This window comes from Bradyrhizobium nivariense (assembly GCF_029846695.2).
GTDB lineage: Bacteria > Pseudomonadota > Alphaproteobacteria > Rhizobiales > Xanthobacteraceae > Bradyrhizobium.
The window spans coordinates 20,398-45,659 of sequence record NZ_JARWCR020000050.1; the positions used below are offsets into that span (position 1 = coordinate 20,398).

At 63.3% G+C, this 25,262-nt stretch carries 21 protein-coding genes and 1 pseudogene; 15 read left to right on the forward strand and 7 right to left on the reverse strand.

Annotated features, from left to right (window positions below; translation table 11 throughout):
- Positions 1-8: 8 nt before the first annotated feature.
- The gene (locus QCM77_RS31210; RefSeq protein WP_279686153.1) at positions 9-857 is read right to left on the reverse strand and encodes an MBL fold metallo-hydrolase; all 849 of its coding nucleotides are present in this window, start codon (positions 855-857) and stop codon (positions 9-11) included.
- A 265-nt stretch (positions 858-1,122) separates the two neighbouring features.
- On the opposite strand from QCM77_RS31210, the gene QCM77_RS31215 reads away from it, so the two are divergent.
- Positions 1,123-1,938 (forward strand): winged helix-turn-helix domain-containing protein, encoded by an 816-nt coding sequence (locus tag QCM77_RS31215; protein ID WP_279666554.1) that lies wholly within the window; start codon positions 1,123-1,125, stop codon positions 1,936-1,938.
- 30 nt (positions 1,939-1,968) lie between these two features.
- Here the strand turns inward: QCM77_RS31215 and QCM77_RS31220 are convergent, their stop codons facing one another.
- Positions 1,969-3,102, reverse strand: a complete 1,134-nt coding sequence (locus QCM77_RS31220; protein ID WP_279666553.1) for an alpha/beta hydrolase family protein — start codon at positions 3,100-3,102, stop codon at positions 1,969-1,971.
- Between the two features lie 176 nt (positions 3,103-3,278).
- Here QCM77_RS31220 and pgm point away from each other — a divergent pair, with 176 nt between their 5' ends.
- The 5 genes from pgm (at position 3,279) to QCM77_RS31245 (ending at position 8,406) form a co-directional block, all read left to right on the forward strand.
- Positions 3,279-4,925 carry a phosphoglucomutase (alpha-D-glucose-1,6-bisphosphate-dependent) gene (gene pgm / locus QCM77_RS31225; RefSeq protein WP_279666552.1) on the forward strand — a complete coding sequence of 549 codons (1,647 nt, stop codon included), beginning with the start codon at positions 3,279-3,281 and terminating at the stop codon, positions 4,923-4,925.
- 293 nt (positions 4,926-5,218) lie between these two features.
- Positions 5,219-6,268, forward strand: a complete 1,050-nt coding sequence (locus QCM77_RS31230) for an aromatic ring-hydroxylating dioxygenase subunit alpha (protein WP_279666551.1) — start codon at positions 5,219-5,221, stop codon at positions 6,266-6,268.
- A gap of 4 nt (positions 6,269-6,272) precedes the next feature.
- A complete protein-coding gene (locus QCM77_RS31235; RefSeq protein WP_279666550.1) occupies positions 6,273-7,025 on the forward strand; it encodes a GntR family transcriptional regulator in 753 nt (250 codons plus the stop codon).
- A 10-nt stretch (positions 7,026-7,035) separates the two neighbouring features.
- The gene (locus QCM77_RS31240) at positions 7,036-8,016 is read left to right on the forward strand and encodes a PDR/VanB family oxidoreductase (protein WP_279666548.1); all 981 of its coding nucleotides are present in this window, start codon (positions 7,036-7,038) and stop codon (positions 8,014-8,016) included.
- A gap of 240 nt (positions 8,017-8,256) precedes the next feature.
- Positions 8,257-8,406 carry a hypothetical protein gene (locus tag QCM77_RS31245; RefSeq protein WP_279666547.1) on the forward strand — a complete coding sequence of 50 codons (150 nt, stop codon included), beginning with the start codon at positions 8,257-8,259 and terminating at the stop codon, positions 8,404-8,406.
- Positions 8,407-8,513: 107 nt separating this feature from the next.
- On the opposite strand, the gene QCM77_RS31250 is transcribed toward QCM77_RS31245, so the two are convergent.
- Both QCM77_RS31250 and QCM77_RS31255 read right to left on the reverse strand, forming a co-directional pair.
- Positions 8,514-10,475 carry a putative bifunctional diguanylate cyclase/phosphodiesterase gene (locus QCM77_RS31250; RefSeq protein WP_279666546.1) on the reverse strand — a complete coding sequence of 654 codons (1,962 nt, stop codon included), beginning with the start codon at positions 10,473-10,475 and terminating at the stop codon, positions 8,514-8,516.
- Between the two features lie 335 nt (positions 10,476-10,810).
- The gene (locus QCM77_RS31255; RefSeq protein ID WP_279666545.1) at positions 10,811-11,182 is read right to left on the reverse strand and encodes a hypothetical protein; all 372 of its coding nucleotides are present in this window, start codon (positions 11,180-11,182) and stop codon (positions 10,811-10,813) included.
- 95 nt (positions 11,183-11,277) lie between these two features.
- Between QCM77_RS31255 and QCM77_RS31260 the strand changes: the two genes are divergently transcribed.
- Complete coding sequence (locus QCM77_RS31260; RefSeq protein WP_279686154.1) at positions 11,278-11,838, forward strand: transposase; 561 nt, start codon at positions 11,278-11,280, stop codon at positions 11,836-11,838.
- 467 nt (positions 11,839-12,305) lie between these two features.
- Positions 12,306-13,750 (forward strand): annotated as a pseudogene (locus tag QCM77_RS31265) (DUF1254 domain-containing protein).
- 165 nt (positions 13,751-13,915) lie between these two features.
- On the opposite strand, the gene QCM77_RS31270 reads toward QCM77_RS31265, so the two are convergent.
- Positions 13,916-14,281 (reverse strand): nuclear transport factor 2 family protein, encoded by a 366-nt coding sequence (locus tag QCM77_RS31270; protein WP_279686155.1) that lies wholly within the window; start codon positions 14,279-14,281, stop codon positions 13,916-13,918.
- Positions 14,282-14,381: 100 nt separating this feature from the next.
- Here QCM77_RS31270 and QCM77_RS31275 point away from each other — a divergent pair, with 100 nt between their 5' ends.
- Positions 14,382-14,972, forward strand: coding sequence for a TetR/AcrR family transcriptional regulator (locus tag QCM77_RS31275; protein WP_279686156.1), 591 nt, complete (start codon positions 14,382-14,384; stop codon positions 14,970-14,972).
- Between the two features lie 1,087 nt (positions 14,973-16,059).
- Here the strand turns inward: QCM77_RS31275 and QCM77_RS31280 are convergent.
- Positions 16,060-17,019 carry a c-type cytochrome gene (locus tag QCM77_RS31280; protein ID WP_279686158.1) on the reverse strand — a complete coding sequence of 320 codons (960 nt, stop codon included), beginning with the start codon at positions 17,017-17,019 and terminating at the stop codon, positions 16,060-16,062.
- A 607-nt stretch (positions 17,020-17,626) separates the two neighbouring features.
- On the opposite strand from QCM77_RS31280, the gene QCM77_RS31285 reads away from it, so the two are divergent.
- From QCM77_RS31285 to hemC, 4 genes are all read left to right on the forward strand, one after another.
- On the forward strand, positions 17,627-18,142 hold the full coding sequence (locus QCM77_RS31285) for a hypothetical protein (RefSeq protein WP_279666540.1): 516 nt from the start codon (positions 17,627-17,629) through the stop codon (positions 18,140-18,142).
- Between the two features lie 248 nt (positions 18,143-18,390).
- Positions 18,391-18,705, forward strand: a complete 315-nt coding sequence (locus QCM77_RS31290) for a DUF3303 domain-containing protein (protein ID WP_279686159.1) — start codon at positions 18,391-18,393, stop codon at positions 18,703-18,705.
- A 299-nt stretch (positions 18,706-19,004) separates the two neighbouring features.
- The gene (locus tag QCM77_RS31295; RefSeq protein WP_279686160.1) at positions 19,005-20,630 is read left to right on the forward strand and encodes a GMC family oxidoreductase; all 1,626 of its coding nucleotides are present in this window, start codon (positions 19,005-19,007) and stop codon (positions 20,628-20,630) included.
- 25 nt (positions 20,631-20,655) lie between these two features.
- Positions 20,656-21,636, forward strand: a complete 981-nt coding sequence (gene hemC / locus QCM77_RS31300; protein ID WP_279686161.1) for a hydroxymethylbilane synthase — start codon at positions 20,656-20,658, stop codon at positions 21,634-21,636.
- A 182-nt stretch (positions 21,637-21,818) separates the two neighbouring features.
- Here the strand turns inward: hemC and hemE are convergent, their stop codons facing one another.
- On the reverse strand, positions 21,819-22,853 hold the full coding sequence (gene hemE / locus QCM77_RS31305) for a uroporphyrinogen decarboxylase (protein WP_279666535.1): 1,035 nt from the start codon (positions 22,851-22,853) through the stop codon (positions 21,819-21,821).
- A 110-nt stretch (positions 22,854-22,963) separates the two neighbouring features.
- On the opposite strand from hemE, the gene QCM77_RS31310 reads away from it, so the two are divergent.
- Both QCM77_RS31310 and QCM77_RS31315 read left to right on the forward strand, forming a co-directional pair.
- Complete coding sequence (locus tag QCM77_RS31310) at positions 22,964-23,179, forward strand: hypothetical protein (protein WP_279666534.1); 216 nt, start codon at positions 22,964-22,966, stop codon at positions 23,177-23,179.
- A gap of 172 nt (positions 23,180-23,351) precedes the next feature.
- Positions 23,352-25,256 (forward strand): sensor domain-containing diguanylate cyclase, encoded by a 1,905-nt coding sequence (locus QCM77_RS31315; protein ID WP_279666533.1) that lies wholly within the window; start codon positions 23,352-23,354, stop codon positions 25,254-25,256.
- Positions 25,257-25,262: the final 6 nt, after the last annotated feature.

Sequence of the window (25,262 nt, forward strand, 5' to 3'; positions counted from 1 at the left end):
TATAGTTCTCAGACCTCGATCCGCGTGAGGTCCTCGCCGAGCACGACAGGACCCGAGTAGTCCCGCCTGACGTCCGCGAGCAGCGCGCTCAGCATGGAATCGTTGGTGCGCGGCCGGTGATGGGTCAGCGCGAGCTTCTTGACGCCGGCCTTGGCCGCGACCTTGCCGACCGTATCGCCGCAGGCGATCGTGAATTTCGCAAGCCGTCGCAAGTGCTCGTTGTTGATCTCCGGCGTTGCGAGAAAGCAGCACTGGACCAGCAGGTCAGCTCCCTCTGCCAGCCGCTCGAGACCAGGGCAGGGCACCGTGTCGCCGGAAATCGCAATGACCTTGCCCTCAGCCTCGAAGCGGTAGCCGAGACACATCCAGCGTGCGAGGAAGGCCGGCGGCAGGTCGAGACCGTCGCCATGCGAGACGAGCTCGGCGCTGATCTTCCAGCGCCCGGTGTCGAGAACGGGGCCCGGTATAATGTCCGTCGCCACGACCGGTTTCCAGCCGCCGAAGCTCGGCTCGCCCTGATCGCGCCAAGTGATGTCCTTGTCGTAGACCTGCGTGACCAGCGTATTGACGAGCCGTTCGGTATCCGGCGGTCCATAGATGCGCAGATCGTCCTTGCGCCCATGCAACCATGAATTGAGCATCACGTCGTAGAGGTCGCCGATGTGGTCGAAATGGTGATGGGTGAGAAAGACCGTGTTGATGGAGCCAAGCGGCACGCCGGCCTTGCTGAGCTGCAGCATGACGCCGCGGCCTGCGTCGATCAGGATATTTTCTTCGCCGAGCCTGATCAGCGTGGTCGTCGCCATGCGGCGCGGGTCCGGGCGGGGGCCGCCGGTGCCGAGCAGTATGACTTCCATGGCGCCTACTCCTGGTGCGGACTTTTCGGGCCGCACAGTAGATTTGAAGCTGTTGGCGGGGCAAGCCGCCGTGCGGCCACCGAGGCGCGGGACGCTGTCCCGCACACAACTTCCGCTTGTACTGCATGGCGCCGCACATAATGCGCGGGATGAGAATTGTGGGCCAATTCATACTTAATGCGTCAAGAACGTGACCAATATTGTTTGGGCGTCACAACACGCCTAGTATTTCCGGCAGGCAATTTCGGGGGGGCTCGAATAGGTCGTGAATGTTCGTTCACAGGACATCGCATTGCGCGACGACTTGAATTTTCAGGTCGGGCCGCAGGCACACGGGACATCCAAGGTCGTGGCTGATTCCGCACTTCAGGAATTGCGTGCCGCTGGCCGCGAGCGGCTGATCGTCGTCGAAGACGATCCGGTGACGCGGACGATGCTGGTCGGTTATTTCAGCGAGAACAATTTCGACGTGGTCGGCGCCGGCTCCTGCGCGGAATGCCGCCAGGCGCTGCGGGCGCGGACCGATCTCGTCTTCCTCGACGTGCAGTTGCCTGATGGCGACGGCTTCGATCTCGCCAAGGAGATCCAGGCGACCAGCAACGCGGGCATCATCTTCGTGACGCGCCGCGACACCGACGTCGATCGCATCCTCGGCCTCGAGATCGCGGGCGACCATTACGTCACCAAGCCGATCAATTTGCGCGACCTGCTCGCGCGCGCGCGCAGCGTGCTGCGGCGGCGCTCGATCGACCGCAAGGCGGCGCGCAACCACAATTCGATCGCCTTCGGCGACTGGATCATCGACCTGACGCGGCGCGAGCTGCTCGGCAGCGACGGCAAGCCGGTGGCACTCACGCGCGCCGAATTCGACCTGCTCGCGGCCCTCGTCGGTGCCGACGGCAGGCCGCTCAGCCGCGACTATCTGATCGAGGTCGTCAGCAACCGCCAGGCCGAGGTCGACATCCGCACCGTCGATGCCTTGGTGGCGAGGCTGCGACGCAAGCTCGTCGGCAGCGGCACGCCTGTCATCACCACCGTCACCGGTGTCGGCTACAAGCTCGCGCTCAGCGAGCGGCTCTAGCTTCATCGAAAGATCTGATCGCCCTCGCGCCTATCGCGCGCGGGCGCTCTGGTCCGTCAATGTCCTTTGCGCAGCGCCGGCCAATTTGTCGTCGATCGCATAGAGCGTGCAGGCGGGCGACCATTTCATGCAGGCGCCGAGCGAATCGCGCTGGGCGTCGTCGGCCGTCGCGCGCCCCGAACGCCAGCCGTAACCGCCGTTCGGCGACACCGCAAAGGCCTTGTGCGGCATCGTGCTGGCGAGATAGCGCGCGAACTCGCCCCTCGCGGCCTCATTGAGCTGGCTCGGTGGCGGCAGCGGATCGGGCGGGTTCAGGATATCATGGCCGAGGGAGCGCTCGCGCAGGAAGGCGTCGAGATACGGCGTCCATTGCGGGCGGCCCACCACCGAATAGAGATAGTGGCCGTCGTCGCCGTAAGGCGGCGCTGCGACGAATTTGGCATTGCCGCCACTGGTGCGAAATCCGTCATGGAGGCGGCGCGCGAGATCGGGACCGAAGTACGAATCGTTGGTGGCATAGACCCACAGCATCGGCACGCGCGAAGTCTTGCCGAAGGTGGCGAAGGCCTGTACCAGCCCATCGGGATTGCAGACGTCATCGTCGTCGCGCGAGCCGCGACCGCCGGCAAAGCTGACCGCGGCGACGAGACCCGCCGGCGCCTGCGCGGTCAGCGCGACCGTGGCGAGCCCGCCGGATGAATGGCCGGCCGCGATCATGCCTGATGTCGTGACGTCGGGCCTTCGTGCCATCGTATCGATCGCCGCGTGCAAATCCGCGACTGCAACGGCCGCCGCGGGCAGATAAGCGGCATTGGCGCAACCGCCGACGCGGTCGACGCGCTCGCCTGGCGAGGTGCCATAGCCGCGTCGCATCACGATCAGCGCGGCAAAGCCGCGCCGGGCGTATTCGAGCGCGATACCGTAATATTTGTGCGCGGACATCGCCGCGCGGTCGTCAAATTTGCGCGGCGAGCCGTGGCTGAGCAGCGCGAGCGGATAGCGCCTGGTTCCCGCCGGGCGCACCAGGAACGCCTCCAGCCCTTGCGGCCCGGCCTCCGCCATCGGGATGCGCAGATCCTCGGTGTAGAACTCCGCGGCGCGCGCCGGCGCGCCGGCCATAACGAGACCTGCGATCAGCAGAAGCAGCTTGCGCGAAACAGCCATGGGATGATTCGAAAGACCCCGATCGCGCCGACCATAGCATGACCGCCTGACTTGATGTCGTGAACGCTCCTCGCCGCCCAAGGAACGCCGTCCCCATCGCCCGTCTTGAGGTTTGGCGGACGCCCGGCCGATGCTATGATGCTCTGCAATCTCTGCGACAGAACGAGGATATTTCAGTGGCTGATGTTCATCCCGCGGCGGGCAAGCAGGCCTCGCCGGACGCGCTCACCAACATTCCGCGGCTGGTGACCGCCTATTTCGCTGGCAAGCCCGACGTCGCCGATCCCGCGCAGAGGGTGGCGTTCGGCACCTCCGGCCATCGCGGCACCTCGTTCAAGAGCAGCTTCAACGAGGGCCATATCCTCGCGACGACGCAGGCAATTTGTGATTACCGACGAGAAAAGGGGCTGACCGGTCCGCTCTTCATCGGCATCGACACCCATGCGCTGGCCGAGCCGGCGCTGGTCAGCGCCGTCGAGGTGTTCGCGGCCAACGGCGTCGACATCATGATCGACAAGGACGGCGGCTATACGCCGACGCCGGTGATCTCGCATGCGATCCTGACCTACAACAAGGGCCGCACATCAGGCCTCGCCGACGGCATCGTCGTCACGCCGTCACATAATCCGCCGGAGGACGGCGGTTACAAATACAATCCGCCGCATGGCGGGCCGGCCGACACCGACGCGACCTCCGTGGTCGAGAAGCGCGCCAATGCCTATCTCGCCGATGGCCTCAAGGGCGTGAAGCGCATCGACTACGCCAGGGCGCGCAAATCTGCGAACGTCCACGCCTACGACTTCATTACGCCCTACGTCGCCGATCTCGGCAATGTCGTCGATCTCGACCTCGTCAAATCCGCCGGAATCAATATCGGCATCGATCCGCTCGGCGGCGCCGCCGTACACTACTGGCATCCGATCATCGAGCGCTACGGCCTGAAGGCGACGGTCGTGAACGAGGCGATCGACCCGACCTTCCGCTTCATGACGGTGGACTGGGACGGCAAGATCCGCATGGACTGCTCCTCGCCTTACGCGATGGCGAGCCTGATCGCGATGCGCGACCGTTTCGACGTCGCTTTCGCCAACGACACCGACGCCGATCGCCACGGTATCGTGACGCGCACCGGCGGCCTGATGAACCCGAACCATTATCTCGCGACCGCGATCGCCTATCTGTTCGCGCACCGCCCGAACTGGGGCAAGGATGCCGCGATCGGCAAGACTGTGGTGTCGAGCTCGATCATCGACCGCGTCGCCAAGAAGCTCGGCCGCAAGCTGGTCGAGACGCCGGTCGGCTTCAAATGGTTCGTCGATGGGCTCGTGAGCGGCGGCTTCGGCTTCGGCGGCGAGGAGAGTGCAGGGGCCTCGTTCCTGCGCCGTGACGGCACGGTCTGGACCACCGACAAGGACGGCATCATCCTCGGCCTGCTCGCCGCCGAGATCATGGCGAAGACCGGCCGCGATCCGAGCCAGCTCTTCAACGACCTCACCGCCGAACTCGGCGTGCCCCATTATGCGCGCATCGACGTCGCCGCGACCACGCCGCAGAAGAACATCCTGAAGTCCGTCACGCCGGAGCAGCTCGGCCTGAAGGATCTCGCCGGCGACCCGGTCCGCGCCACGCTCAGCAAGGCGCCCGGCAACGGCCAGCCCTTCGGCGGCATCAAGGTCGAGACCGATTTCGGCTGGTTCGCCGCCAGGCCGTCGGGCACCGAGGACGTCTACAAGATCTACGCGGAGAGTTTTAGGAGCACCGAGCACCTGAAGCGGATTCAGCAGGAGGCTCAGGCAGGGTTGGCGAAGGTGTTCGGGGCGTAGTCGTCGAGCCAAAGCACCGCTCCCGCCGTCCCTCCAGGGGAGGGACTCGCCGCATCAACAGGTGTCATCACCCGCGAAAGCGGGTGATCCAGTACGCCGTGGCGTCAGTTAAGTGAACCAATGATCGCCGCGGCGTACTGGATTCCCCGCCTTCGCGGGGAATGGCAGCGGAGCAAGCATGTATACACGATCCAGCATTAAGGTATTATAATACGCAACATCTGGCCTTGAACGATTCCATCCCTCAGCTATTGTATACATAACGTATTCAGCAAGCCTTGGGAGTGAGACCGGTGACAAAGCCCTTCCCCATGAACGCCTGGTACGCCGCCGCCTGGGATGCCGACGTCAAGCCGGCGCTGCTGCCGCGGACGATCTGCGGCAAGCATGTCGTGATGTATCGCAAGGCTGATGGCTCGGTGGCCGCGTTGGAGGATGCCTGCTGGCACCGCCTGGTGCCGCTGTCCAAGGGCCGGCTCGAAGGCGACACCGTCGTCTGCGGCTATCACGGCCTGAAGTACAATGCGCAAGGGCGCTGCACCTTCATGCCCTCGCAGGAGACCATCAACCCGTCGGCATGCGTCCGCGCCTATCCCGTGGTCGAGCGTCACCGCTACATCTGGCTCTGGATGGGCGATCCCGCGCTCGCCGATCCCGCGCTGGTACCCGACATGCACTGGAACTACGATCCGGCCTGGGCCGGCGACGGCAAGACCATCCACGTCAATTGCGACTACCGCCTCGTGCTCGACAATCTCATGGATCTCACCCACGAGACGTTCGTGCACGGCTCGTCCATCGGCAACGAGGCGGTTGCAGAGGCGCCGTTCGACGTCACCCATGGCGAGAAGACGGTGACGGTGACGCGCTGGATGCGCGGCATCGAGGCGCCGCCGTTCTGGGCCAAGCAGCTCGGCAAATCCGGCCTCGTCGACCGCTGGCAGATCATCCGTTTCGAGGCTCCCTGCACCATCGCGATCGACGTCGGTGTCGCTCCGACCGGCACCGGTGCGCCCGAAGGCGACCGCTCGCAGGGCGTCAACGGCTTCGTGCTCAACACCGTCACGCCGGAGACGGAGAAGACCTGCCATTATTTCTGGGCCTTCGTGCGCAACTATCAGATCGGCGAGCAGCGCATCACCACCGAGATCCGCGAGGGCGTCACCGGCATCTTCCACGAGGACGAGCTGATCCTCGAAGCGCAGCAGCGCGCGATGGACGAGAACCCCGATCGCATCTTCTACAACCTCAACATCGACGCCGGCGCGATGTGGACGCGCAAGCTGATCGACAAGATGGTGGCGAAGGAAAACCCGCCGCAGCACCTCCAGGCCGCGGAGTAGCGATATGGCCGAGCGCGAGGTCGACCGCTCCGTCTCGCAGACCGTGAAGGCGCAGCTCGCGCTGCGTGACCAGCTCCTGTCGGGCTCGTTGCGCCCGGGCGAGCGCATCTCCGAGCTCCAGGCGGTGGAGACGACCGGCGCCTCGCGCACCCCGGTGCGCATGGCGCTGGTGCGGCTGGAGGAGGAGGGCCTCTTGGAGGCGATCCCGTCCGGCGGCTTCATGGTGAAGGCATTTTCGGAGCGCGACATCTCCGATTCGATCGAGCTGCGTGGCACGCTGGAAGGCCTCGCCGCGCGCTTTGCCGCCGAGCGCGGCGTTTCCGCGCGCGAGCTCGAGCCGCTGAAGGAGTGCCTTGCCGCGATCGACGAGTTGCTGCGCCAGGTCCCGATCTCGGTCGACGCCTTCTCGTCCTATGTCACGCTGAACGCGCGCTTCCACGCGCTGCTCACGGAATTGTCGCGCAGTCCGCCTTTGATCCGCCAGATCGACCGCGCCTCGGCGCTGCCTTTCGCGTCCCCGAGCGGTTTTGTGATGGCGCAGTCGGCCTTGCCTGAGGCGCAGCAGATCCTGATCATAGGGCAGGAGCATCATCGCGTCGTGATCGACGCCATCGAGAACCGCGAAGGCGCCCGCGCCGAAGCGATCATGCGCGAGCATGCGCGGCTCGCGGTCCGCAATTTGCGGCTTGCGCTGCGCAACCGGACCCATCTCGACCTCCTGCCGGCGCTCGCGCTGATCAAGTCCGCAACCGATTGAGGGGAGTGCCATGCGCTTCATCGAAACCTGGATTCCGGCCACGCTCGTCTCGACGCGCGATCTTGCGCCGGGCATCCGCGAATTCCTGATCCGGCCGGACCAGTTCGACGGCGCCGCCTATCCGGTCGGCAGCCACATCAATGTCAGCGTGACCATCGACGGGCAGCCCGAGACGCGGTCCTATTCGCTGGTCGGCGAAGCCTCGTCACGCGGCTTGAAGATCGCGGTGCGCCGCGCCGAGGATTCGCGCGGCGGCTCGCGTTACATGTGGCAGCTCGCACCGGGCGCGCGGCTCGACATCACCCAGCCCGCCTCGCTGCTCGCAGTTGATTGGGCGCGCCAACATTATTGCCTGATCGCCGGCGGCATCGGCATTACCCCCATCCTCGGCGCCGCGCAGGCGTTGGCCCGGCGCGGCGCTGACGTCACGCTGCATTATGCCGTGCGCTCGCGTGGAGAAGCCGCTTACCTCGACGATCTCGCTTCCATGCTCGGTGAGCGCCTCGTCGTTCATGCTGGCGACGAAGGCCAGCGGCTCGATCTTGATGCGCTGTTTGCCGCGCTGCCCAAAGATGCGCTCACGCTGTTCTGCGGCCCGATGCGGATGCTGGATGCCGCGCGCCACGCCTGGATCGGCGCCGGCCATCCGCTTCCCGATCTCCGTTACGAGACCTTCGGCTCCAGCGGCACGCTGCCGACCGAGACGTTTCGCGTGCGCCTGAAGGGCTCCAATGTCGAGCTCGAGATCCCGCGCGAGCGCTCGATGCTTGACGTGCTCAATGCCAGCGGCCATGACGTGATGTACGATTGCAAGCGCGGCGAATGCGGCCTGTGCGCCATCGACGTCGTCGAGGTCGATGGCGAGATCGACCATCGCGACGTCTTCTTCAGCGACCATCAGAAGCAAAGCAACCAGAAGATCTGCGCCTGCGTCTCCCGCGCCCGCGGCACCATCACCGTGGATACGCTGCTGCGCGCGGATGCGGTCTGACCAAACGAGGCGTGTCCTAGCCTACCTAAGTATGTCACTTCATACCTGCGCGCGATGGCGGCGACCAAGGGCTTGGTGTTACCAATAAATCCAGAGTGAAAAAGCGACGGAACCGGCCCTCCGAGCCGGCAGTTGCGGGATAGGGCCGGCGGCGTAGCGCCCACCGGCCTTTTTTCCGATCTAGCGGCGCTTTGCCGCTCAACTGATGCTTACTGCCACGGTTGGTGCAGAGAGTACGCCATGAGAAACATCGCCGATCTCGTAATGCGGTTCTGGCAGGGAAGCCAGCCCGCGTCCAATACTCAGGTTGCGGTTATGGCTGAAAACCGAGATCGATCCAGCATGGCTGATTTTGTCCGGATCCTGCAGGCCTACGATCAAACCCAGTAGGGCAGGAGTTAGGGGCGACCGCGCAATCAGGGTCATAAGCGGTCGATGACGACCAAGCGGGGCGGCTCCCGCTTTACCCTTGGAAGCCGTGTTTATGAGTACAGGCCCTACGCCGCGTGGATCGCCCGGAGCTTCTTCCGGTCCAGCAGCGCCAGAACCTGCTCGGCCGGCACCGGCCGGCTGACGAGATAGCCCTGCACTTCGTCGCAACTGATCTGGCGCAGATATTCGAGCTCGTCGGCAGTCTCGACGCCTTCGGCGACCACGCCGATGCGCAGGTCCCGTGCCAGCGAGATCACCGATTTCACGATCGCGGCGCAGTCCGGCTGCACCAGCATGTCGCGGATGAAGGACTGGTCGATCTTGATGCGGCTGAACGGCAGCTTGCGCAGATAAGTCAGCGACGAGAAGCCCGTCCCGAAATCGTCGAGCGCCACGGTGACGCCGAGTTGCAGCAGCGCATTGAGGACCGACGCGGCCGAGCCGTATTTCGACAGCAGCATCGATTCCGTGATCTCGATCTCGAGCCGGTGTGGGGCGATCTTCGCGTCCGCAAGCGCCTGCACGATGATCTGAAGGATGCCGTTGTTGTGAAACTGCGCGGCGGAGAAATTCACGGCGACGCGGATTTCCTCCGGCCAGTCCGCCAGCGTCGCGCAGGCGCGCCGGATCACCCATTCGCCGATCTCGTGGATCAGCCCGGTCTCCTCGGCGATCGGAATGAATTCGCTTGGCGGCACCAATCCGCGCTGCGGGTGCTGCCAGCGCAAAAGCGCCTCGAAGCCGGTGATCCGGTTGTCGCCGGGATCGAGGAATGGCTGGAACACCAGAAACAGCTCGTTGCGCGCGATGGCACCGGCCAGGTCCGATTGCAGCGCCTTGCGATCGCGGGACGAGCGGTCGTCGGCTTCCTCGAAGAAGCAGACCGTGCCCGGCCCGGCCTTCTTGGCGCGGTAGAGCGCGGCGTCGGCATTCTTCATGACGTCGAGCGGCGTGGTGCCGTCCCGCGGCGCCAGCACGATGCCGACGCTTGTTGCGCCGACGATCTGTCGGCCCTCGATCGGGAACGGTTCGGCAAAAGCCGCGACGAAGCGCTCGGCGATCTCCAGCGCATCCTCCGGCCGTGCCAGATTGGCCATGACCAGCGCGAACTCGTCGCCGCCGATGCGCGCGACGTGCTCGGCCGCGCGGGTGCAGCGTTGCAGCCGGCCTGCGATCTGGACCAGGAGTTCGTCCCCGGCCGGGTGGCCGAACTTGTCATTGACCTCCTTGAAGCGATCGAGGTCGAGCAGAAGCACCGCGAATTCCTCGCCGGACAGGGCCAGTCGCTTCAGCGCGGCATCGAGCGTCTCGTTGAAGGCGAAGCGGTTGGGCAGGTGGGTCAGCGGGTCCTGCCGGACCGTGCGCTCCGCCTCGATCTGCCGCATCACGCGCCGTGCGAACACGAACGAATTGACGAATACGCCGCGCAACAACACACTTCCGTAGACGACGACGAGAAAGGCGATCAGCAGAAAGGCGAGATCGCCGTTCCTGCCGAGGCAGATGGCGATCCCGACGAAGATGGGCGCCGTGAAGGCGATCGCTGCGATCGGGATCGTGGCGAAGGCGAGCGCGCCGCCGGCCAGCATTCCCGAGCAGAGGCAGGTGATGACGAGCTGGCCGCCGGTCGAAGCGTCTCCGAAGAAGGCGACCGGGACGATGCCCCAGGCGGCGCCGAGCAGAAAGGCATTCCGCACCAGCCGATGCATGGCGCGGCGCGAGACGAATTGCGGCTTGGTGATGCGGCGCGCGGCGTGGGATTGCAGGCCGAACGCGATCGCGGCGCCGGCTACAGTGACCGCCCAGATCAGGGCGAACATCCGGTCGGGTGACTGCCACAGCGCGATGGCGAGCACGGCGGCGTTGCAGGCATTGGCGAGCATGATGCCGACGGAATAGCCGAGCACCAGCGACATCTGTTCGGCGCGGATATGGCCGGCCACCGCTTCGTCGGTTGCTGGACCGCCAAAGGCCGACAGATCGCCGGCGAACAGCCGCGCGAAATAGGAGGTCAGTTGGGTCCGCATTCCAGTGCCTGCAGCAGCATCGGCCGTTCGTCCGGCTCGGACCTGAGAATTCGCTGCAAACCTTTGACGAACTATGAATTATCCCCATTGGCACGGCGCGCCGCGGCCACTTCTGCGTGTCCAAGCCGCGATATCGATAACAAATCGATACAAACGCGCAGCGCCGGCGTTACCGCGGTCGCGGAACTCGGGGCGCTGAGGCTTTCACAGGGTCCTGGCCGGGCTTAGCTGGCGTCGCAGCGCAGATTTCATGGGCACCAAAGTCCGCCTATCAGCTGTGATGATCAGGGCGCCGCTAGACCTCGTCGGAAACTGGGATCTCCGGGGGCGCCATCTCACAGCTTGTTTCGGTTCTTGCTCGCTCCCTTCAATTTTGGAGCGTCCGGCGTCGATTTCGCCCAATCTGCCATTTGCATGCAGGTAAGCAGGTCGACATAGCTGTCACTGCCGCCAGCCGTCGCTTCGCCTTCGCATCGGTTTCGAAGGCTGTCGGAATTCGTGAGCCATACGGAATGAAGTTGTTGCAGCGCGGAATTTTCGTCGCGCATGCAATCGTCGTAGGACTGCGCCAGATCCAGGCCCATCGCCTTATCAGTGGCTACGGTTGCCTTGCAGGTCGCCTCGACATTGAGTTGAGGGACGCGTTCGCTGACTGGAATTGTTGTTTGGCCGCCTATCATCGCCAAGGTCAGTAATACAATCTTCATGCAGAACTCCCCGGTTGAGATCTCACTGAAGCAATTTCATCAGGCGACAACCGAGCGGGCATCGTATTGATCTGAATCAAGGGGAACGAAGGAGATTGTCTCTCCATATTGCGCGAGTAAACACACTGACCAGCGATCCGGACAGCAGGCTTTATCGCAAGGCAGCCGGACGGGAGGCCAAGCTTTGCTATATGGGCCACGCCACCATGGAGAATCGGCATGGGCTGGCGGTGGGCGGCAGGGTCACGCATGCCAATGGCACCGCCGAACGCCGGGCTTCGGAGACCATGCTGAAGGCAAGACGCAAAGCCGCGGGCCGCCGCATCACGGCCGGTGAGGACAAGGCGTACGATACCGCCGATCATGTCGCCAATCTTCGCGCCATCGGCGTGACGCCGCATGTGACACAGAACCGGGCCGTCACCAAGACCGGCAAGACCCGCAACAGCGCGATCGACGAACGAACCACGCGGCATCAGGGTTATGGCATGTCGCAATCACGCCGAGCCATGGTCGAGTGCATCTTCGGCTGGGGCAAGCAGCACGGGACAATGCGCAAGACCAAACATCGCGGCATCGCTCGGGTCGCCGCCGACTTCCTGCTCAATCTGATCGCCTACAACCTGATCCGCATTCCCAAACTACTTGCCACATAGCCACCCCGCGCCGGGGTAACCCGGCGCCAAGCCGAACACGACATCCAACCTCCAGCGCTCCGCCCCGACAGCGACCGAACAAAGACAAGAAAACTCTCGACTTCATAGTTTTTCAGCAGACTGCTAGGCTTTATAGCTCTGTTTCTAGCAATCTGTTTCGAGTTCTGCAGACGCCGTGCGGCGTTTGATGCGGTCGGTGATGCACGTTCTCTTGCAAGCAATACGCACCCCTCGCGTTGGATCGAGAATGCTTCAATTAATACCGCCGCGAGCGGTGTGAACGCATCTGGCATCGGCTTTGCTGCCATTCTTCTCTTCGTGTTGAATTCCCGTGGCGCCACGCTGCAAGGCAATACGCTGAGACCTTCAATGTTCAGACCCTCGAACGCGATCATTCCGACGGTAACAAGGTGAATTGAACGAAGTCGCAAATCAGAGGTCACCAAATCAGAAGAGGGGGATTCGACATGTTTCGGGGAATACTGACGCTGACAATTTCTCTTTGCCTCGGTGCGGCGGCCGTGCCTGCCGCGCGGGCGCAGGGCGCTGCACCGGCCATCACCGAACAAGAGGCGCATGCCATCGCAGTGGATGCCTATGTCTACTGTCGATGGACATCTCGAGAAAGCAATTCACCAACGGCACGACCGATTTCAGAGGTCCGATGAATACTTTTGTCAACGTGCCGGAATACCCCCCGGCCAATTTCAAGGGCGTGGTGCGGTCGAACTTCGACACGCTGTATTCCGTCTCCTGGCTGAACATGACCAAGGAGCCCGTCGTCATCTCCGCACCAGATACAAGTGGGCGCAACTATCTGCTGCCGATGCTCGACATGTGGACCGACGTCTTCGCATCGCCCGGCTGGCGAACGACGGGCACCAAGGCCGGCACGTTCCTGATCACGCCCGCGGGCTGGCGGCCCGATCTGCGCGACAGGTTCGCGGAAGAATTCAAGCTTCCGAGCGACACCCAGCGCATCGAAGCGCCGACGCCCTATGTCTGGGTGATCGGCCGCACCAAGACGGATGGCCCGCCGGATTACTATGCCGTCCATAAGATTCAGGCCGGTTACAAGGTCACGCTGCTTTCCGAGTACGGCAAGACACCGAAGCCGGTCGAGTTCAAGCCGGACCCAAGCGTCGACATGAAGACGCCGCCGAAGGTCCAGGTCGATACCATGTCGGCCGGCGTGTACTTCGCCGGCGCCGCAGAACTGCTCAAGCTTCACCCGCCGCACGCTACCGATGAGCCGATCATCGCGCAGATGAAGAAAATCGGCATCGAGCCCGGCAAGAGTTTTGACATCGGCAAGCTCGATCCGGTGTTGCAACGGGCGGTGGAGACCGCCCCACAGGACGGCCAGAAGCTGATGGCCTGGAAAGTGCCGACAGTGGCGCGGGTCGCAAATGGCTGGTCGATGAACACCGATACGATGGGTGTCTACGGCAACTACTATTTGAAGCGGGCCATCGTCGCCCAACTTGGGCTGGGCGCGAACCTGCCTGAGGATGCCATCTATCCGCTCAATCTCGGCGACGAGACCGGCAAGCCGCTGGATGGAGCCAACAAGTACACAATTGCGTTCGAGAAGGTCGCTGCCCCGCCGGTCGATGCCTTCTGGTCGATCACGCTATACGACCCGGAAGGTTTCCAGGTCGGCAATGCGCTGAACCGTTTTGCCGTGAGCAGCTGGATGCCGTTCAAGTACAACGCAGACGGGTCGCTCGGTATATTCTTCCAGAATGATAGTCCGGGCAAGGACAAGGATGCGAACTGGCTTCCGGCGCCGAAGGGAGCCTTTAATCTGACCATGCGCCTCTATAGCCCGAAGTCCGATGCGCTGACCGGAAAGTGGAATCCGCCGCCGGTCGTGAAGACGCAGGCCGGAACGGTGGGCTTGGCTCAATAAAGTTGATTTGAGCGCCGGCGCTTTGGCGCCGGCGTTCGACCGCACGAGCACAATGGCGATGCGGCTCCACTCGCCCAGGACCGAAGCACCGTCGATCCTGCCTCCGGGCGAAGGGACGTGGCAGCCGCCGGGCGTGAAGCTGGTCTCGTAGAGACAGTCCGCGGCTCAGCGTCCCAACTGCTTGGGGTCGTAATAGAAGCGTTCCTCGACGAGCTCATCGCCGCGCCAGGTCTGCCAGGCAATCTCTTCCAGCGTCCGCGTGACGCCTTCGGCATTGGTAAAGCTGAATTTCCAGCCTGTGGCGACGTTGTCGCCCTCGATCAGGCTCGGCCCGATCCGCATCGCCTTGACCTCCTTGAAGGCTGCGAGCACGCCGCGCTCCTTGGCCGCGAGCTTGTCGCGCCCGACCATGGGTTCGGCCTGGTTTTCATGGGTCGCGGCGTCCGGGGTGTAGTAGTCGAGGATCGCTCCGACGAAATCCCCGTCCTCCAGCCGCTTCGCAAAAGCTTCGACGACATCACGGCTCGGCATGGCACACCTCTCGAATAAAACCGACTATTAGTCGGTAAATACCGACCGTTGGTCGAAAAGTCAACTGGCTGCCCTCATCCATTTCGACTACAGCAGAGACATGGCGAAACAGGCGGAGCGGCGGGCAGCGACATCTGAGGCGATCCTGACGGCGGCGCGCCGCCTGTTCGGGACGCAGGGCTTTGCCGCGACGACGATGGACGAGATCGCCGAAGCCGCCCACGTCGCCAAGGGCGCAGTCTATCATCACTTCAAAACCAAGGAGGCGGTGTTCGAAGCGGTGTTCGACCAGGTCTCGCACGACCTCGTCGCCGAGATCGACCGCACCGCACGCGCCGAGAAGGATGTGCTGGCTGCGATGGTCGCCGGCACCCAGCATTATTTCGCCGCGACCGCCAAGGGCCCGACCGGCCAGATCATCCTGCGCGACGGCCCGGCGGTGCTCGGCTGGGAGCGCTGGCGCGAGATCGACGCCAAACATTTCGGTGGCAAGCTGCCGCGCGCGATTGCCGCCGCGATGGAGGCCGGCCTGATCGCGCGGCAGCCGGTCGAGCCGCTGGCGCGGCTGCTGCTCGGCGCGGTCACGGAGGCCGCGGTCGCCTGCGCCGGACGCACGGATATCGCAAGGGCAGGCGCGGAATATGCCCGTGCGTTCAAATCGCTGGTCGAGGCGCTGCGCCTGCGCGCATGATTGTGCGCAGTCCACCAGCCTCCCGCCATGGCCTCTTGCTCGTGGCCATCGCAGTCGCAAGCCTGGTTTTGCGCCTCATCAACTGTCCTGTCGGTGGTCGCCGAGCTTATTTGGTTTTGAGCGTCCAGGTCGCGCGTAGCTTCCGCGGGCAAGAGGCCCAAGTTTTCCGCTCTTTTCCTACTTGCAGTCGCGGCAGATGGTCAGCTTGCGCTTTAAGACCTCATCTTCTTGGTCGACCGATTTCTGCCCCGTGGCGCCGCTTGTCTCCACACTGGGCTTGGAGGCTTTTGCTGCGCGTGACCTGATGGGGCGCGCTACCTGGCCTGACGTGTCAGCGTCGTCGACGGTGCCGGCACTAAATCCATCGTAGTCGGTGACCGGTTTGGGCGACGGCGGAGGCCCGCTCATCAACGGTGCAGATGAAACCTCGGACGCCCCCGACGGGAGAGCATTGTTCGTCGCTGATGACGGCTCGCCATTGGGCTTTGCCGGGGGCCTGGAATTTTTGGCGGTCGCTCGTGGCGGCGGAGCTTTTGGCGCAGCCATTGGCGGCCAAGCGCTGTTGGCCGCACCTTGTTCAGTCGACGGCGGAGCAAGCGAAATCGGCGGAGCAACCGACTGGCCTCTTGCGCTGCCCAGCAGCCAAACACCAACAGACAGCAAGCCAAGGGCAAAGAGGGTCGCGCTTCTCATCCGCGTCCTTCAAACGGCTTTCTAAATTCGGCCTGCGGGACGCATAGTGCGTTGCACGATCACGTCATGGTTGGGGACCCATTCCTCCGCGGTTGGGTCCCAATGATGGGTGTCGTCGAAGTGTTTCCAGGGCGGCCGCCCTGGCTCGCTTACACCCTTCTGTCGTTTTGCATTCAGTGCGCTGAGCTGGACGACCAGTGCCCCAGCTGTCGTCACCCATTCGCGAGCCCTATATCGGGAGTTCCATTTGATTATCGCGAGCATCGGATGCCTCCTTCAAAGTAAGAAGCCGTTGCCATCTTAGCCCGGGCCAGGAACACGGGCGTGTAAGGTACTTCACAGTCAGCCAACATCTTAGACATAGCGGCGCGCGATCCGGCACGCGTGGACAACGTCAGGGCATAAGCGACGCCGAATAGGCGACCAGCGCAATCATGTCTCCGATGCTGAGATTTTCAACGACCGGTTTCATAAGTTCGCTGTTGGCCCCTTTCCGCGCACCCGATCTGAAATCGTAGAGCTGCCGAAACATGTACGTTGGCGAACGGGCCGCAATCCCAGGCGCGGCGGCGGTCCCTTTGAGGTCAGGACCGTGACAGGCCGCGCACTGGACGCGCAGATCGCTGCTTGCCGCCAACGCCCGCCCTTTCTCAATGCTGCCCAGCGGGACATAGGCGATGAAGCGAGCGCGCGAGTCCCGGCTGACAAAATGTTCGACGTTCTCCGGAATCTCGATGATACGCTGGCCGATTGGCTCCTTCTCGCCGTCATCGATCCGAGCCAGAAACAAGTCCCTGACATGTGTCTTCGGGACGGTATCGGTTTCTGTGACCGCAAGATTCGATCTTGGCTTGATTGACGCAAAATAGTCCGCGGCTTCCCTGAGTTCCTGATCGGTCAGCCCTTTCGACGCCTTGGTCATTAGGTCGGTGGCGACGCGCGGCACCGAGTTCGTGCGCGCGCCCGTCTTGAACTCCATCGTTTGCCGGATAATGTATTCTGAGGAAAGACCAAACAGGCTGGCATTCTCAGGGCCGCCCGGTCCGTCCACCCGGTGACAGACGCCGCAGGCGAACACGTCAGGCCTTCTGCCCGTCGCCACGATCGCCGGCATTGGCGGATGATCTTCGGGATGCCAATCGGGCGCGGCGAACAGATCGCGCAGTTGCGTAAGGGTAAAACCGGCGGTGCTGTCCGGGACTTGCCTGATCGTGCCATCATCGGGTGCGCGTTGAAAATTCGGCGGGTTCACCGGATAGGCCCATGCCGGTGGGCTGTCTTCGCTGTGGGCGGACGACGCCGCTGCGGCAAGCAATACGAACGAAAGCGCCAAAGGCGCATTGCAAAGTCTCATGGCTCTCGACCTCCGTGCGTGTCGGGGAAGCCAAATTGTTCTTTCCAAAGACGAAGATCGGAGGCGGCGACCTTAACGGGCTCGCGAGGCGACGGACGCCGCAACTTCTCCGGCCTCACTCCAGAAGAGCATTCAACGCCGGGGACTCGATTGCGTCAATGCGCGATTGAGCCGCCTAGCCGTATTGCCATTCCGCAGGCCAAAGGGCGGCAATGTCGCTCGTGGGGATTGCAGCGAGCCTACAGATCGGCCGCTGGGTGCAAAGCGAGCGAACTCGCGGCGCGATGCCTTGAAGAGAGTTTCGTCGATAGGGTGGCATTACAACACCGGCAGAATTTGCACACCGCCTTGATGAGCAGTCGCTATTCATTAGGCGTTGGACCTGAAGCGGAGTAGGACTCTTTATAGCAGGCAAGCGGATCGCTTGCCTGACAGCTGCAAGACGGCGATGCACCGAAGTCACCGCCTCCATTTAAATGGCAGCACAGTGCCGTCGGTAGGCAAACTCTTTCAAAAATTGCTGCTCCAAACACGTCATGAAATGCAGCCAAGCACAGCCTGCTGACGGCGTCGCGCGCGGCGGGTTACCTTTTGTAGAGGAAACCACATGAAGACGAGCAATGCAGTTCTCAGCGCATTAGCTGTGGCAAAATCCACTTATGTCGCGGCTACCATATGGGTCGCTCCTTCCACTCTCATCAAATCAGCACATCTCCTTGAAAGGATCGGACTTGCTGCGGTTGGGGGCTCGTGCGGCCTGTATGTGGCCGCAGCATTGATGCGCCTGGAAAACCAAATGTTTGGAAGCGGCTGGTTCATCTTGTTGATGATGCTCTACGGAGCCTTCAGCTTCTATATCGGCATCGATTTGCCTGGGCGTCCTGCTGACGGATCGGCTTCGAGACCACCGGAAGAGCGAAACCGCGGCACGGATGCGGCTGAGATCTTCAGTGCAGCAGGCACATTCGTTGCCGCGATTGCGGCATTTCTGTCTGTCAGCATGATTGTCGTTGATCAGGTCCTGTCCGAAGGTTCGATCATTCTGATCGCATGCTGTTGGGCGATTGGTTCTTCGCTTCAAATTGCGGCCGGCTCCATCGCTCGCAACGGCGCGCTGGAGTAACTTCCGCTGCAATTGCACTGACGCCACTGGTCTCTTCTTGAGCGGTATCTGCAGCTGCCCTGACCTATCCGCACGCGGGCGCGTACCCTTAACTCGCATTTGCCCGGCCCGTCTTACTCGATGCCCCAAGTGCAAAGCGCCAAGAGCCAGGAGCTGACTTGTCAACGAAGCCCAATCGCGCAACGCTGTTATTCAACAACAAGAAAAAGTCATTCTTCGGATTTCAGCGCAAATAATGGAGGATGCCGATGAAGTACATGATCAGCTGGTTCGAGCGTCCGCAAGGATCGCCTATGGAGTACGAGAATGCCCAGAAGCGGATACTGGAGGTTTTCACTCAATGGAAGGCGCCTGACAATTTCAAGATCGAGTCGTTCGTTGTACGAGTAGGCGACTGGGGTGGATATATGCTGTTGGACTGCGAGGATCCGTTGGCGGTTCACAAGTTCTGCTCGATGTTGCCTGCGTTCGAATTCCAGGCACGACCCGTGGTTCCCGTCATGGACGCTGTCCGGGTCGAACTTGAAGCGATTGCCTTTCGCGATGGACTCCAACGCAGATGATATTCGAGAGTATCACGGCAACATTCGCCTCGTGAGAGCCGGTGGCATTGGTGTTGAACTATGCGGGATCGAGAGAACGGCACTCAACTTGAGTGCCGTTTTTTCTTGGGCCTTCCTGATCAGGCTGGCGCGGCCAGGACGAATCCCGCATTCAATGGGCTGAGTGGCCGACTTTACGTACAACTAGCCAATGTCGCGTGTGGGTCAAAAAGGCGAAATGGCTGGAATGATCAGCCTAAGTCTGCTTGACCTTGGAAGCAGAGACATGTCACGTTTACAAGTACAGGCCCTGGCAACAGATGACCGCAACTTCCTCCCTTACGCCCTCCGACCCTGAGTTCGACTACGTCATCGTCGGCGCCGGTTCTGCCGGCTGCGTGCTCGCCAACCGGCTGTCCGCGAACGGCACGCACAGCGTGCTGCTGCTCGAAGCCGGCCCGAAGGATTCCAACATCTGGATCCACGTGCCGCTCGGTTACGGAAAGCTGTTCAAGGAAAAGACCGTCAATTGGATGTACCAGACCGAGCCGGAGCCCGAGCTGAAGGGCCGTCGGGTGTTCCAGCCGCGCGGCAAGACGCTGGGCGGGTCGAGCTCGATCAACGGCCTGCTCTATGTCCGCGGCCAGCACGAGGACTACGACCGCTGGCGTCAGCGCGGTAACACCGGCTGGGGCTATGACGACGTGCTGCCCTATTTCAAGAAGGCCGAGAACCAGTCGCGCGGCGCCGATCAATATCACGGAAGCGGGGGTCCGCTCCCGGTGTCCAACATGGTCGTGACCGATCCGTTGTCGAAAGCCTTCATCGACGCCGCGGTCGAGAACGGATTGCCCTACAACGCTGATTTCAACGGCGCCACGCAGGAAGGCGTGGGCCTGTTCCAGACCACGACGCGCAACGGTCGCCGTGCCTCGACGGCGGTGGCCTATCTCGGCCCCGCCAAGACGCGCGGCAATCTCAAGATCGAAACTGGCGCGCTTGGCCAGCGCGTGCTGTTCGAGGGCCGTCGCGCTGTCGGCGTCGAATACCGTCAGGGCGCGAATGTACGCCGCGCCCGCGCGCGCAAGGAGATCGTGCTGTCGAGCGGCGCCTACAACTCGCCGCAGCTGCTGCAGCTCTCCGGCGTCGGTCCCGCCGACCTGCTGCGCAAGCACGGCATCGACATCGTGCTGGACGCGCCGGGCGTCGGCCACGACCTCCAGGACCACATGCAGGTCCGCATCGTGATGCGCTGCTCGCAGAAGATCACGCTGAACGACACCGTCAATCATCCGCTCCGCCGCACGCTCGCTGGCGCGCGCTATGCGCTGTTCCGGAAGGGCTGGCTGACGATCGCGGCCGGCACGGCGGGCGCCTTCTTCAAGACCAGTCCGCGGCTGGCTTCGCCCGACATCCAGGTCCACTTCCTGCCGTTCTCGACCGACAAGATGGGCGAGAAGCTGCATGATTTTTCCGGCTTCACGGCGTCGGTGTGCCAACTCCGTCCCGAAAGCCGCGGGACCTTGCGTATCAGAAGCGCCGACCCGACGGTGCCGCCGGAGATCCGCATCAACTACATGTCGACCGAGACCGACCGCACCACCAACGTCGAAGCTCTGAAGATCCTGCGCAAGATATTGAACGCGCCGGCGATGAAGCCGTTCGTGGCCGGCGAGTACGATCCCGGGGCGAAGGTATCCACGGATGCCGAGCTGTTGGATTATTGCCGTGAGCGGGGTAGCACCATCTACCATCCGACCTCGACCTGTCGTATGGGCAATGATGCGCTCGCGGTGGTCGATCAGCGGCTGAAGGTGAGGGGGCTCGAAGGCCTTCGCGTGGTCGACGGTTCGATCATGCCGGACCTCGTGTCGGGGAACACCAACGCGCCGATCATCATGATCGCCGAAAAGGCCTCCGACATGATATTGGAGGATGCGCGGTAATTCGCGCGTTGAAAGGGACCAGGGCTTGGCTACGCGATTCAAGATCGGCACACGCAAGAGCGCGATGGCGCTGGCACAGACGGAAGAGATTGCGCGCCGCCTGACCGCCGCCATGCCCGATCTCGACGTCGAGATCGTCAAGTTCGACACCACGGGCGATCTCGACCAGACCAGCAAGCTGTTGCCCCATGGCGGCAAAGGCGGTGCCTTCGTGGCGCAGATCCGCGCCGCCGTGCTGTCGGGCGAACTCCAGGCGGCGATGCATTCGCTGAAGGACATGCCCGGCAACGAAGACACGCCGGGCCTCGTGATTGGTGCGACGCTCTCGCGCGATCCTCCCAATGACGCGCTGGTGCTGCGTGACGGCGTGACGCTGGACGCGTTGCGCCAGTCCCGCGGCAAGGGTTTTAAAGTCGGCACCAACGCCGTGCGCCGTGCCGCCTATGCGCGGCGGTTGTTTCCTGAGATTGAGGTGATCCACTTCCGCGGCGCCGCGGACACGCGCGTGCGAAAACTCGACAATGGCGAGAAGCAGAAGCTGCCGGATGGCGGCGCGGTCGGTCCCGCCGATGCGCTGATCATGGCGCGGTCCGGCCTCGACCGCGTCGGCCTTTCGCAGCGCATCGCCTACGAATTTCCCGCGACGGAGATGTTGCCGGCGGCGGGCCAGGGCATCGTCGCGGTCGAGTGCGCCGTGCAGGACTGGCAGACAAGGCAGATCCTGGCATCGATCGACGATCCCGCCGCGCACGCCTCTGCCGATGCCGAGCGCGAGGTGCTGTGGGTGCTCAACGGCCATTGCAATTCGCCGGTGGCGGGCTTCTCGACCATCGCAGGCGATCAGATGTCACTGACCGCGTCCGTGCTCGATCTCTCCGGAAACACCATCATCGAGGCTTCGCGAGTGGGTCCCGCCAACCGCCCCCGCGAACTCGGCCGTGCGGTAGGGCTGGATCTGTTGGCCAAGGGCGCCGCGGAAATCATCGAGCGTAGCCGGCCGCGCTAAGCTCTTACCGAAATTCTCATGGGGGCGATGATGGTATCATGCGCCTGTTTTGCCCGACGGGTCAAACGGCCTCGTGGCGGGCGCTCGAGCCATGCCAGCCTAACTTTTTCAATGACTTGTCTACTGTGCATGGGGTTGTTTTCGCGTTTTTTGTTTTTCCGCTCCCCCAGGCGCAAAATAAATCAGCCGCGTACGCGCTTCAGCATCTGCTCGACATGGGCGATCGGTGTCTCCGGCTGGATGCCGTGGCCGAGATTGAAGATCAGCCGCCCTTGCGAAAAGTTCGCCAGCACGTTGTCGACCGCGCGGTCGAGCGCGGCGCCGCCCGATATCAGCGCCAGCGGATCGAGATTGCCCTGCACGGCGACTTTGCTTTGCACGCGCTCGCGGATGAAGGCCGGCTCCGCGGTCCAGTCGATGCTGACGGCGTTGACACCGGTCGCCTCGACGAAACCGGGCAATTGTGCACCGGCCCCGCGCGGAAAGCCGATGATCCTTGCGTCCGGCACCTTGGCGCGCACGCCTTCGATGATGCGGCGCGTCGGCTCGACCGACCAGCGCGCGAACTCGGCAGGCGGCAGCACGCCGGCCCAGGTATCGAAGATCTGCAAGGCGTTGGCGCCGGCCGCGAGCTGCGCCAGCAGATATTCGATCGAGTTCTCGACCAGCACGTCGATGATCTCTGCGAACGCCTCCGGATGCCGGTAGGCCATCATCCGCGCCGGCGCCTGGTCGGGCGTGCCGTGGCCGGCGACCATGTAGGTCGCCACCGTCCATGGCGCGCCGCAGAAGCCGATCAGCGCGATCTTGGAATCGAGCGCGCCGCGCACGATCCGCAGTGCCTCGAACACGGACGCGAGCTTGCCGAAATCGGCGTGCTTCGCCAGTGTTGCGACCTTGGCGGGATCATCCAGCGGTTCGAGCCGCGGGCCCTCGCCGACCTCGAAGCGCACGGAACGTCCGAGCGCATAGGGGATCACCAGAATGTCGGAGAAGATGATCGCCGCATCGAAGCCGAACCTCCGGATCGGTTGCAGCGTCACTTCGGCGGCAAGTTCCGGGTTGAAGCAGAGATCGAGGAAGCCGCCGGCCTTGGCGCGTACCTCACGATATTCCGGCAAGTAACGGCCGGCCTGCCGCATCATCCAGACCGGGGGAATGACTTGCCGCTGGCCGGAGAGGACGTCGATGAAGGGTTTTGTCGCAGACTGGGGCACGAACGGTCCTGAAGATTGTTACGGCTCCTGATACACCGCCGCGGCCCCGAGCGGAACAGGGGAACCAGCGCAATTGGACCGCGTTGACCAGCCAACACGGAGGAGAGATCATGGCTGAGACATTCAACCCCGCCCCGCATGACAAGCACGCCGACGATCTGCACGAAGCGCTCGCTGCCGACCGCCACGCCAAGCTCGATGCCGGGCTGAGGGATACCTTCCCGGCTTCCGATCCCGTGAGCGCCGCCCAGCCGACGCCCTCGAAGGCCGATGCGGATGCCGACAATCTCTCGCTCTGGGACAAGGTTAAGGCCATCTTCGGCTAGCGGTGCGGAGCGCCGGATTCCGATAGGTTTGCTAATGCCTTGTTAGCAATGCGCTGATCCCGGCATCCGTACGACTACGGGAAACCGGGGACATCACCGCATATTCCTGCGGGCGTTTCAGAGTTCAATAACAGAAGCAGCAGAGTTTCCGGTCATCGGAGAATTCTGCCGCATGAGTGCTGTGACCCAAAGAGCCGGATGGAGCCGCCTGCCGCTGCGGGCGGCTGCGTTCGTCGTGCTGACCTGCGTGACCATCCTCGGCGTCAGCGGCTGGCGCGAATGGGCGGCACGCGACGCGGTGCTCAAGGGTGCCGAAACCGAGATGGCGAACGTTGCGCGCTCGCTGACGCAGCATGCCGAGGACAGCCTCGATCTCTTGGATTCAGGCGTCGTCGGCGTCGTCAGCCGGCTGGAGATGGACGGCACCGAGCCGGCCACGATCGCCAAGCTCAGAAACCTGCTGGAGGCGCGCAAGACGGCGATGGAGCGCGTGCACAGCCTCGCCATCATCGACGACCACGGCAACTGGTTGACCTCGCCCGGAACGATCAGCTCGACGTTCAACGACGACGCGTTTTTCCGCTATCACCAGCTCTCCCCGAAACGAGAGCCCCATGTCGGCCGTCCCGTGAAGAGCCTGCTGGATGGCGAATGGGTCGTCACCTTGTCGCGGCGCTTCAACAAGCTGGACGGCAGCTTCGGCGGCGTGGTGCTCGCGACCATCAGCGCCAACTATCTCTCGCACTTCTACGAACAGTTCGAGATCGGACGCAACAGCTCGGTGGCGCTCGTGCACGGCGACGGCATGATCATCGCGCGCGACCCCAGCAACGACAAGTTCGTCGGGCGTAGCGTCGCCGACACGCCGCTGCTTCGCGACCCGAGCCTGCAGCGGCCGGGAGGCGCCTATCATTTCAAGTCCCCGTTGGACGGCGCCGAACGCGTCAGCTTCTTCAAGCGCAGCAGCCGTTACCCTCTCATGTTGCTTGCCACCGTCGACAAGGCGGAGCTGCTCGCGCCTTGGCGCGCGGACGCGATCTCCCGGATGCTCTACGTGCTCGCGCTGGTCGTTCTGATCGCAGTCATCGGAGCCGTGCTGGTGCGGCAGTTGCAGCGGGGCCAGCGCATGGCCGCCGCGCTGGTCGAGAAGGAAGCGCATTTCCGACTGCTTGCCGAAGGCTCCAGCGACATGGTGACGCGTATCGGGCTCGACGAGCGGCTGCGCTATGTCTCGCCGTCGTCGATTCGCGTCGTCGGCTGGCGCGCCAATCAACTGATCGGAACGCCTGCGCTCGCCGGCATTCACGCGGACGACCGGCCGCAGGTCCAGGCTCTCGTTGATGCCATGAAACGCGGCGAGAAGGAGGAGGCGCGCGTCACCTATCGCAACGCGCACCGGCAGAATGCCGAAGTCTGGCTCGAATCGACCATGCGGGTGACCCGCAAGGACAATGGCCGCGTCGACGGCGTGGTCGCGATCTCGCGCGACATCACCGAGCAGAAGATGCTGGAGACCAGGCTCGAAACGCTCGCGATCGAGGACAGTCTCACCGGGCTCGCCAATCGCCGCCGCTTCGACGAACGACTGAAGGAGGAATGGGCGCGTGCCTATCGCGACCGCTCCAGTCTCTCTTTGCTGATGATCGACGTCGACCACTTCAAGTCCTACAACGACGAATACGGCCATCCCGCGGGCGATGCCTGCCTCCGGCTGGTGGCGCAGATCATCGCCGCCGAGATGCAGCGTTCCGGCGATCTGGCGGCGCGCTACGGCGGCGAGGAGTTCGCCGTGCTGTTGCCGAACACGGACGCCGCGGGCTGCGCCCGGATCGGCGACCGGATTCGACGGGCGATCCGCGATGCGGGCCTCGTCCACACCAGCAACCATGCGTCCGGCTGCGTCACCGCTTCGCTCGGCGGTGCAGCCTGCCGGCCGGCGCTGGAGCGCACGGCCGGCGTGACCTCGCTCGTCGAGGCCGCCGACCAGGCGCTCTACGCCGCGAAGGAGGCCGGGCGCAACCGGCTGATGATGTCGGGCGAGGTGACCAACCTCCTGCGCAGGGCGTCCGGTCAGTAACGCCGC

Bases quoted from the DNA above. Each gene is read 5' to 3' on its own strand.
- QCM77_RS31280 (WP_279686158.1), bottom strand. From the start codon at position 17,019: ATGAGACTTTGCAATGCGCCTTTGGCGCTTTCGTTCGTATTGCTTGCC.
- QCM77_RS31290 (WP_279686159.1), top strand. From the start codon at position 18,391: ATGAAGTACATGATCAGCTGGTTCGAGCGTCCGCAAGGATCGCCTATG.
- QCM77_RS31240 (WP_279666548.1), top strand. From the start codon at position 7,036: ATGCGCTTCATCGAAACCTGGATTCCGGCCACGCTCGTCTCGACGCGC.
- QCM77_RS31255 (WP_279666545.1), bottom strand. From the start codon at position 11,182: ATGAAGATTGTATTACTGACCTTGGCGATGATAGGCGGCCAAACAACA.
- QCM77_RS31250 (WP_279666546.1), bottom strand. From the start codon at position 10,475: ATGCGGACCCAACTGACCTCCTATTTCGCGCGGCTGTTCGCCGGCGAT.
- QCM77_RS31210 (WP_279686153.1), bottom strand. From the start codon at position 857: ATGGAAGTCATACTGCTCGGCACCGGCGGCCCCCGCCCGGACCCGCGC.
- QCM77_RS31285 (WP_279666540.1), top strand. From the start codon at position 17,627: ATGAAGACGAGCAATGCAGTTCTCAGCGCATTAGCTGTGGCAAAATCC.
- QCM77_RS31220 (WP_279666553.1), bottom strand. From the start codon at position 3,102: ATGGCTGTTTCGCGCAAGCTGCTTCTGCTGATCGCAGGTCTCGTTATG.
- QCM77_RS31295 (WP_279686160.1), top strand. From the start codon at position 19,005: ATGACCGCAACTTCCTCCCTTACGCCCTCCGACCCTGAGTTCGACTAC.
- QCM77_RS31245 (WP_279666547.1), top strand. From the start codon at position 8,257: ATGAGAAACATCGCCGATCTCGTAATGCGGTTCTGGCAGGGAAGCCAG.
- QCM77_RS31275 (WP_279686156.1), top strand. From the start codon at position 14,382: ATGGCGAAACAGGCGGAGCGGCGGGCAGCGACATCTGAGGCGATCCTG.
- QCM77_RS31310 (WP_279666534.1), top strand. From the start codon at position 22,964: ATGGCTGAGACATTCAACCCCGCCCCGCATGACAAGCACGCCGACGAT.
- QCM77_RS31235 (WP_279666550.1), top strand. From the start codon at position 6,273: ATGGCCGAGCGCGAGGTCGACCGCTCCGTCTCGCAGACCGTGAAGGCG.
- QCM77_RS31270 (WP_279686155.1), bottom strand. From the start codon at position 14,281: ATGCCGAGCCGTGATGTCGTCGAAGCTTTTGCGAAGCGGCTGGAGGAC.
- QCM77_RS31315 (WP_279666533.1), top strand. From the start codon at position 23,352: ATGAGTGCTGTGACCCAAAGAGCCGGATGGAGCCGCCTGCCGCTGCGG.